8 protein-coding genes and 1 pseudogene are annotated in these 6,956 nt (G+C 25.6%); 6 read left to right on the forward strand and 3 right to left on the reverse strand.

Going from position 1 to position 6,956, the window contains the following annotated elements:
• Position 1: 1 nt before the first annotated feature.
• The 6 genes from L8X40_RS04245 (at position 2) to L8X40_RS04270 (ending at position 3,230) form a co-directional block, all read left to right on the forward strand.
• Complete coding sequence (locus L8X40_RS04245; protein WP_047208161.1) at positions 2 to 499, forward strand: hypothetical protein; 498 nt, start codon at positions 2 to 4, stop codon at positions 497 to 499.
• Positions 480 to 851, forward strand: coding sequence for a DUF1353 domain-containing protein (locus L8X40_RS04250; RefSeq protein ID WP_263667393.1), 372 nt, complete (start codon positions 480 to 482; stop codon positions 849 to 851). Before L8X40_RS04245 ends, L8X40_RS04250 begins: the two co-directional genes overlap by 20 nt.
• Entirely contained in the window at positions 852 to 1,994 is a 1,143-nt protein-coding gene (locus L8X40_RS04255; protein ID WP_263667395.1) for a hypothetical protein, read from the forward strand.
• On the forward strand, positions 1,995 to 2,462 hold the full coding sequence (locus L8X40_RS04260) for a DUF5675 family protein (protein ID WP_263667396.1): 468 nt from the start codon (positions 1,995 to 1,997) through the stop codon (positions 2,460 to 2,462). It begins immediately after the preceding gene.
• Between the two features lie 239 nt (positions 2,463 to 2,701).
• Positions 2,702 to 3,094, forward strand: coding sequence for a hypothetical protein (locus L8X40_RS04265; RefSeq protein ID WP_263667398.1), 393 nt, complete (start codon positions 2,702 to 2,704; stop codon positions 3,092 to 3,094).
• A complete protein-coding gene (locus L8X40_RS04270) occupies positions 3,078 to 3,230 on the forward strand; it encodes a hypothetical protein (RefSeq protein ID WP_263667399.1) in 153 nt (50 codons plus the stop codon). Before L8X40_RS04265 ends, L8X40_RS04270 begins: the two co-directional genes overlap by 17 nt.
• Here L8X40_RS04270 and L8X40_RS04275 read toward each other — a convergent pair.
• The 3 genes and pseudogenes from L8X40_RS04275 to L8X40_RS04285 all read right to left on the reverse strand — a co-directional run.
• Positions 3,211 to 4,947 (reverse strand): KAP family NTPase, encoded by a 1,737-nt coding sequence (locus L8X40_RS04275; protein WP_263667401.1) that lies wholly within the window; start codon positions 4,945 to 4,947, stop codon positions 3,211 to 3,213. The two genes, L8X40_RS04270 and L8X40_RS04275, sit on opposite strands and share 20 nt — an antisense overlap.
• 93 nt (positions 4,948 to 5,040) lie before the next feature.
• On the reverse strand, positions 5,041 to 6,084 hold the full coding sequence (locus L8X40_RS04280; protein ID WP_214126394.1) for a type I restriction endonuclease: 1,044 nt from the start codon (positions 6,082 to 6,084) through the stop codon (positions 5,041 to 5,043).
• Between the two features lie 454 nt (positions 6,085 to 6,538).
• Positions 6,539 to 6,956, reverse strand: a pseudogene (locus L8X40_RS04285) (hypothetical protein); the annotation flags it as partial.

Here is a 6,956-nt window from a genome sequence, read left to right on the forward strand (position 1 = left end):
TATGTCGCATTTAGAAAATTCAGCCAATATAGCTTTATTTGGAGGTTCTTTTATCTTAGCTTTTTTCTTTCAGTTTTTAGCATATACTGGTATTAAAGAAGCTCAAGCTTTTACTTTGTTTATTATTTTTATATTTTCAGCAATAGTAGGTTTTTGCAGAACTTTAGCTTTAAATGAAAGTGTTAAGGCTTATACCTTTTCTGATCTTTTGTCAAAGTTTTTAATGCTAGGAATACCTTTTATGTTTGCTTTGGGTGCAAAGCAAATAGATGCTTTATATTATTTTGTAGATTATAGTTTTAGCTTTTTGATTTTAGGAGAAATCCTTTCTGTAATGATTAATATTCAATGTATAAAAACAAGAAAAGCAATAGCTGAAGTAGATATTTACAATATTGCAGTTGAGAAAATAAAGAATTTTTCAAGCGGTTTTTTAAAAACAAATACTTATATAAAAGAAGAAGAAAAGGGTAGGCAAGATGATAAGAAAAACACTTAAAAGGGTTATAGTTAAACCTTTTGGCAAAGATAGATTTGAAGTTGTAAAAGAATTTGAAGTTAGTTTGTGTGGTTTAAATTTTATCGTGCCAAAAGGCTTTATTAGTAATGGTGCTTCAGTGCCACGCATTTTTTGGAGTATTTATCCTCCATATAAAAGTGAGTACTTTAGTGCTAGCATCGTGCATGATTATTTATGCCAAAAAGCATATTCAAAAGATGATTATAAGCTAGCAGATAAAGTTTTAAAAGAAGCTATGAGTGAGCTTGGTTGCTCTAAAGTAAAGACTTTTATTTTTTATCATGCGTGTAATACATTCCATGTGGTTAAATGTTTTTTGAAAGGAATTTAAATGCACAATATATTAGAAGAAATTAGCAAAAACACAAAAGAACTAAATAAAGATTTTGATGAGAGTTTGAAAGTTTTAAAAGAGCTTTATAAAAATGGAGTGAAATTAGATGATGAGCAAGTTAAAAAAAATATATTAGAAATTTTAGAAAATGGCAATTATAAAGGCGAAAAAGGCGATGCATTTACTTATGAAGATTTTACGCCTGAGCAACTTCAAAGTTTAAAAGGCGATAGTGGAGCCAAAGGAGAAGATGGAAAAAGTGCTTATGAAATTTGGCTTAACAAAGAAGGTAATGCAGGAAAAAGCGAAGATGAGTTTTTAGCTTCTTTAAAGGGTGAAAAAGGAGACAAAGGCGATAGTGGTAGTTCTAATTTAAAACAAATACAAATTATTGATGGTAAAAAACTTAAAGTAGAATTTAGCACTAAACAAGCAAGCTCAGCTTGGCCTTTAAAAACTTTAACTCTTTCAAGACTTGGTATAAAATTAACAGGAGATGATGAGTTTTTAAAGATTAATGCTTTAGAATTTATCAATAATTCTAACAATAATCTTTTACTGGGCAATATAGAAAATGAAACACTAAACAAAGCAACAAATGAATATGCTAACACTTTACCTGCTGAATTTAGTTTAGAAAATGCTAATACTGAAAGTTTGAGTTCTTTTGCTAAAGTGAAAATTACTTCTAATGGAGCCTATGAGTATAACAATCGCTACACTCCATATTATGCCTTTAGAGAATATGATAAAACAGCTATTAGTGTATTTTTGGCAAAAGATGGATTAAAAGATCCTTTCTATACTATAGAAGCAGAGTTATCTAAACCTATAAAAGAATTTAAATTCACTCCTTGGGGGTATGGCGTGGGTGGAAACTTCTTTAGTGAAAATCTAAATATTAAAATCTACATAGATGATGTGCTTTTTAAAGAATTTAACTCTTCAAATCCAAGTAGTAAAGAAATAGATACAGATTTTACTATTAGCTTTAATATACAAGGAGATAAGCTTATTTATGATGAGTTTGAGGATAAATTAAATGAAAGATTTAGAGAACTAGAAAATAAAATAACATCTTTAGGCGCAAAAGCACAATCAAGTTTTTTAAATGAAATAAAACAAAACAAAGGAGAATAAATGAAACTAAAATTAACTAGAAAGTATTTAAGAAATACTTGTGTCATAGGAGAGTTTAAAGTCTTAGATGAAAAAGAAAATATTCTTTTTGAGTGTTTTTCTTTGGAAGAAGATAAAGAAGGGATTGAAAGAGAAAAAGACTTAAGAGTTCATGCGGGAGTTTATAATCTAAAAAGACATACACTATCTAGTTTTAATGATAAAGGTAAAATGGTCGTAGCAGGAGTTAAAGTTTTAAACGATGGTGATAGCGTTGTAAATATCTACAACGATGATGTACCTTTTGATAGACACATTTTAATCCATTGGGGTAATACAGACAAAGATACAAAAGGTTGTATTTTACTAGGTTTAACTAAGAGTGATGAAAGTATAGGTCAAAGCAGACAAGCTTGTAAAAAATTATATGACTTGTTATATCAGCAAGATTTATCAAATATAAAATTAGAAATCACAAACGAATTTTAGAAAGGAGATAAAAGTTTAAGTTAGACCAAAGGTGGTATTCTAGCTCCCCTTTTAAAGGGGAAATCAAAGCTAATAAGCCTTGACTATAATTATACAAAGTAGTATAATTATTACTAGAATTTTATGGTTCAATTTAATCACCACCTAACTGAGTGTTGATTAACACCAAAGGCGGCCACCTTTGGTGTTCCACCCTTTGAAATTATACCCAAATCTTACTTAAACTTCTAAAATAAGAAATGATAAATCTTTTATTTAACAATACAAAGCTTTATATTGCTTTAGTTCTAATGGCAATCTTAGTAGGATATTTATATCTTAAGCTAGATAGCACAAATGCAAAATTAGAAAAAAGTCAAAGTGATTTAAATTTAGCTTTGGGTGTAAATAATGAACTCACAAAAATTACTCAAGAGCTTAAAATAAGACACGAGCAAGAGCTAAAAGCACTATTTCATGCAAATATTCAAAAAAATCAAATCAAAACAAGGGTTGATGATGTTAAAAACTATATATCTAAAAGCAATGAAACTAATACCACTAAGCTTTTTAATGCTATGCTTGATAGGCTGTGGGAGCAAAACACAAGTACTAACCAAAATACAAATTCAAAAAGTGCAAATACCAAATGAGCTTTTAGAATTTGATAGAGCAAGAAAACCTATAGTGCAAGATGAAAAAGATATATTAAAAGCTTATAGTGAGCTTTTTTATCACTATAAGCAATGTGAGATCAATATGGATAAAATTAAGGAGTTGAATGAGTGAGTAATAGTTCTGATAAGATATTTTTATCATATCTGGTAGTAGTTTTTATTAATTGTTTCTTTTTAAATTTATATTCATTTTGATTAATAAAATCATTAAAAGCTCGAAATAGATTATTTGATTTGATTTTTTTTAAGTATTCTTCATAATCAAATATGTCGTAGCGATCTTGAAAATATTCTATATTTACCTTGGAATTACTAGGCGGTATGCTAAAAAAATAAATAAAATCCATGTAAAATTGATTGTTATTTTTAAAACAATCAATGATAGATTCAAGTTTATATCTATTAAAATTATCTATTTGGGAATTATGAAAGATTTTAAGGCTAGGTTCTTTATAATATTCAAATATCATTTCTATTCTATAATCTGTTTTGTGAAATTTTCTAGTATTTTCGTAAAATTCTGCATATTTAGGCTGAATAGCAATCAGTGTTCGTAATCTTTTAAAAGAAGTTAAATTACTATTACTTTTGAAAGGAATTGAATTGCTGTTGCTTTTAATAAAAAATTTTATGATTTCATCTGTAATATCTAGTTTTTTATTAGTTATTCTTTTATATAAATAAGCAATTTGTAAAAATCTTTCACAATAAATTTCTCCTTTAAAATTATCCCAAGAATATTTATCTTTAATAGGTAAAAACATTTTCACAAGATCTTCTATTGCTTTACTACACTCTATATCATTGCTATTGTATGTATAAAACATATTATAAATAGTATGAAAATGCATATCTATTAGGTTTTGAAGACGACTAGTGAAATCATAATTTATTTTTTCTATATCTGCTTTATCTATAGTAAAAAAGTTTTTCATATAATTTGATGTTATGATATACATATTATTAGTATTTTCAAGAAAGTTTTTCGTTGGTATATAATAATCTAATATAGCTTGTAATATATTTGAATAGTAGTGATTTTTTAAAATATGTATAAAATTATCATGATTTTCTTTATTGTAAAATTTCATGAAACATATATCGTTGAAATGGTTTATATGTTCCAATGATTTTAGCAAAAGCCTTAAGTTGTTATTTAAATGCTCTTTATAATGTGTAAAAATAATATTTTTTAAATCATCTTTTAAGGCTTCATCTTGTACTTTTAATTTTTCTATAATAATATCTTTGGCAATTTCGTTATTGTCTTTTATGTATTCGTAATCAATAACTTTTTCTTTGTATTCTTGATACCAGTCTTTAGCATCTTGTTTATCCTCTTTATTATTATCTGAATTGTCATCCTGTAACTCATCTTTATTGAGAATCATAACAACATTACATTCTTTTTCTTCTTTAAGTAAATTTACAAGTCCTAAAATTTCTTTCAAAGGAAGATTGTCAGATTTTCTTTCTATGTTATCAAGACATACAATGATTTTTTTAAAATCTTCTTTTTTTAAAAAGGAAAAAATAACATCACTATCTATATTTATTAAACCACCACTTACACCTTTAATTAAACCTTCTAATCCTTTAAAAGTTTTTTTTGTAATATTATTATAATTTCCATGTAAACTTACTACTATTTCTTCTATTACTTGTTTATAGCTTTCTTTGCCAAAAAGATCTATATAAATAACTTTTTTATTATTAAAGTTTAAAGTAATTTCTTTTTCTATTTGTTTCCAAAAATATGTTTTTCCACAGCCCCAAGACCCCAAAATAGCCAAACATTGTTTTTCTTTTGATATTAAATAATTGATCATTTTATTGTTAGTAAAATACAGTTCTTTTTTATATACGCTCTGAAGCATGTGATCGCAAATATATACATTGTAATCTTATCTTAATGATAGAAATTACTTTCTATCATTATATGACTTGATGATTTTATCTTGCAATTTATACAAATCTTCTAGTTTTTCTATTTGTTCGTATGTGTCATCTGGGAAACTTACCCATTTTTTTGTTTTTGTAAAATTTAACCTACATATCCATTTTGTTACTCTATTTTGATACAAAATTGCAAAATAGCTTAAAGTATCTTTGTAAGATATATCTTGCAAGTTAGCACCCGCACTAGCAAGAATAGATTTTACTATGTAAAAGCCTTGAAGTTCTTCTTCTGTTGTTATAATTTCTTTTTCATCATCGTAGCTTTCTTCATCTTCATCGTTGTTAATTTCTTGAAGATTGTTTTTTATACTAGTGATTTTATCATATGCTATATCATTTATAAGTTCTTTAAAAGATTTTTTTATATAAGTTCTAAATTCCTCAATAGTTGAGGCGGTCATTCTTTTGTCTGTGAGTTGTTTTGCAAAAAGAACAACAAAATCATCACTTGGGTTTTCTATCTCTCTTTTGAAGATATCTTGTATACTTTGATAATATTTTTTTTCTTTTGCTGTGTTTAGTATCTCATCTAGATTTAAATCTGAACATATAAATTTTTTTAAATCTTTAATATCTCTAGCTTTTAATTTTTCAAGATTAATTGTTAAAAAAGGAATTTGATCCATTATATTTATTTGATCAAGATCTGTAAAAAATCTATATTCTATTCCATTTGTTAAAATAGCAAATTTAACACTAGGTGATGTGTTAAAATATCTAGTTAGTTGGTTATTGTGATTGCTTAAATTTTCAGTGTGATTTTTAGCTTCTATGTATATAAAAGGTTTTCCATCTTTGAAAATAGCATAATCTACTTTTTCACCTTTTTTTGTTCCAATATCGGCTATGTATTCAGGGACTACTACGCTTGGATCAAACACATCATACCCCAATGCTTTTAAAAACGGCATGATGAAAGTCATTTTGGTTGATTCTTCAGTATTTACTAAATTTTTTCTTTCTGCTATTGTTTCCGCTATAGAATTTATAGAATTTTCAAAATCCATATTTTACCCCTTAATATAATTACCAAATAAAATTTTGGTAATTATATTATAGCTATATTTAAAAAGATATTATTTATATATTTTAAAATCATTATTTTTTTAATTGCATTCTTGGGTTGTGAAATTAGGCTTGTTTGTAATTAAGTTAAATGCAAATTTAGTGTTAAAAGGGGATATAGATACTTTATTATCTCCTAGTATATGTATATATGAATCAGGTGATATTTTTGAGCATATTTTATTATTTTGATAATATGAACTTATATGAATAATATTAGGAGTAAAACTAAGTGCACTAAAATACACATTTGTTAAAAAAATTAAAAAATACAGCATGGATAAAGTACCAAAAAATGCAAAATAAATAACATGGAGTTCGTTTTTAAAATGAGTTCGCTTAAGTATAAAACTAAAAATTATTTGATTTATAAAATTAAATTTTATACCTATAGTGCTAAGTATAGTTTGCAATATATATTAGTGTAGATATTAATAAAATAACTATCAAAGGGAGTGATATAAAAAAAATCAATATTGAAATAATATGTATGATATTTAAAATATTAATAGCATAGCTATAACTATCTGGTACATTATCTACAACTATATAAACTACATTTCTTGAAAAAAATTCAGCTATATAATACAATCCAAAAAATACCAAGATATTATATAGTTTAGTAAGATTAATTTTTTTAGTAATATGATGTAAATCTATAACTGTTACAATAGTAATTAATATAAAACCCAAAATAAGTAAGAAAGAATGTAGTTTAAAACACAAAATAAAAACAATTCCTATCAAATAAAGAACATGATAACCTAGATTGTCATCTATAAATTTTGATAGTTTAGAAGGAATATAATATTTT

The sequence above is a fragment of the Campylobacter sp. CNRCH_2013_0855 genome, from assembly GCF_025773025.1.
Taxonomy (GTDB): Bacteria; Campylobacterota; Campylobacteria; order Campylobacterales; family Campylobacteraceae; genus Campylobacter_D; species Campylobacter_D jejuni_C.